Origin of the sequence: Nonomuraea zeae, assembly GCF_005889725.1 — a bacterium.
GTDB classification, from domain to species: Bacteria; Actinomycetota; Actinomycetes; order Streptosporangiales; family Streptosporangiaceae; genus Nonomuraea; species Nonomuraea zeae.
This window is the reverse complement of sequence record NZ_VCKX01000624.1, coordinates 1-2,061: the sequence shown is the minus strand read 5'-3', so window position 1 is coordinate 2,061 and position 2,061 is coordinate 1. Positions and strand designations below refer to the sequence as shown.

Sequence of the window (2,061 nt, the reverse complement as noted above, 5' to 3'; positions counted from 1 at the left end):
GCGTGCTTCCCTCGGGGGCCGGGGGCGGGCGCTTCATCACGCTTTGTGATGCGATGATCACTCGATTTTCGGTTTGGCGGGACAAGTCAGCGTTCGGTGGGGAAGATGGGGAGGCCGGTCCCCATGGGGCCGGAGCCGCGGGCAGTCGTGACGGAGGCGAGGAGAGGGCGCCTCCACCAGGACGTGCCGCCGACCCGGAATCGGCGGGGCGATCCGATGACGGAGAAGTGCTGAGTGCCGCGTGCCTACCTGGATCAGGTCCCTGCGCCCTTTCGACGCCCTCGCCGCCCAGGCGGTGATCGAGCGAACGACCGACCTCCGCGAAGCGGAGCGCTTCATCAGGCTCTTCCACGCCGAGAACCCCGCCGCCGGAGGGCTGCACGCCCGCCTGCGTGACGTCGCGCGCGACGTGGCCAGGTACGGGATCTACACCCACACGTTCGAGGAGCTCGAGTTCGGCGCCAGGGTGGCGTGGCGCAACAGCAGCCGCTGCATCGGGCGGCTCTACTGGCGCTCGTTGCGCGTGCGCGACCGCAGGGAGGTGAACACCCCCGAGGGAGTGGCCCTCGAATGCGTCGCCCACCTGCGCGCGGCCACGGCGAACGGCAAGATCAGGCCCACCGTGACCGTCCTGCCGCCCGACACCCCCGCGCTCCGCGGCCCCAGGGTCAGGAACGAGCAGCTCATCCGGTACGCCGGATACCGCACGCCCGAGGGGGTCGTCGGCGATCCCCGCAACGTCGAGCTCACCGAGCTGGCGCGCAAGCTGGGGTGGCGCGGCGGGTCAGGGCGGTTCGACGTGCTCCCGCTGGTCATCCAGCCGGGGCTGGGCGATCCGCTGCTGTGCAACCTGCCGGGGGACGCGGTGCTGGAGGTGCCGATCCTCCATCCGGAGTATCGGTGGTTCGAGGAGCTTGGTCTGCGCTGGCACGCCGTTCCGGCTATTTCGGATATGTGCCTGGAAATCGGCGGAATCTGCTACCCCTGCGCGCCCTTCAACGGCTGGTACATGGGCACCGAGATCGGCGCGCGCAACCTGGCCGACGCCGACAGGTACGACCAGCTCGGGGTGGTGGCCGAGCGGCTCGGGCTGGACACCTCCACCGAGCGCTCGCTCTGGCGCGACCACGCGCTGGTGGAGCTGAACGTGGCGGTGCTGCACTCGTTCGAGCGGGCGGGGGTCACGATGACCGACCACCACACCGAGTCGCAGCGCTTCCTGACCCACCTGTCGCGGGAGGAGAAGGCCGGGCGCGTCTGCCCGGCGGACTGGTCGTGGATCGTGCCGCCGATGTCGGGCAGTGCCACGCCGGTCTTCCATCGCTACTACGACACCCGCGTCCTCACCCCCGCCTTCGTTCACCACCACTGAGGGGCCTGGCCGATGTGGCTCCGGTCCGCGCTCGGGCTCGGTCTGGGTCAGGTGGAGGTCCGGGTCAGGTGGACGTCCGGGTCAGGTGGCGGTCTGGGTCAGGTGGCGGGCTCGGTCAGGCGGTCGTGGAGGGTGGTCAGCTCGTCAGGGGTGAGGCCGCCGCGGCGCAGGAGTTCGGCGACGTCGAGGCCGTCCAGCAGGGCGCCGACGACCTCGGCCGTGGTGGTGCCCGCCGCGGCCAGCCGCCGGGTCGCGCGCAGGCCGTCGTCGGGCTGGCCCAGCAGGGCGTAGAGCGGGCGCAGGCGGGCCGCGGACAGCGCGTAGTCCGCCAGGATGTCCTCCGGCGCGACCCCGGCCAGCGCGAGCAGCAGGATCGTGATCAGCCCCGTGCGGTCGCGGCCGGCCACGCAGTGCACGAGCACCCCGCCGGGCGGCGCCTGGACGATCGCCCGCATCGCGCCGGCGCAGCGATCCGGCCACTGCTCCAGGTAGGGGCGCAGGTAGAACGGGGTCCCGTGCAGCTCGCGGCCGGGATCGCCGGGCCGGTCGAGCGGCAGGTTGACGACGGTCATCCCGGGTGGCCGGTGGCCGGGGTCCGCGCGGTGCTCGCCGGGGCCGCGCAGGTCCAGGATCGTCCGTACGCCGTGCGCCGCCGCGGCCTCCCACCCCCCTGTCTCTCATACACATCT

At 72.3% G+C, this 2,061-nt stretch carries 1 protein-coding gene and 1 pseudogene; one reads left to right on the top strand and one right to left on the bottom strand.

What is annotated here, in order from left to right; translation table 11 throughout:
- Window positions 1-241 precede the first annotated feature (241 nt).
- Window positions 242-1,372: a nitric oxide synthase oxygenase gene (locus ETD85_RS61865; protein WP_138699028.1), complete on the top strand. Its 1,131-nt coding sequence runs from the start codon at window positions 242-244 to the stop codon at window positions 1,370-1,372.
- Window positions 1,373-1,470: 98 nt separating this feature from the next.
- Here the strand turns inward: ETD85_RS61865 and ETD85_RS61860 are convergent.
- Window positions 1,471-2,028 (bottom strand): annotated as a pseudogene (locus ETD85_RS61860) (tyrosine-protein phosphatase); the annotation flags it as partial.
- Window positions 2,029-2,061: the final 33 nt, after the last annotated feature.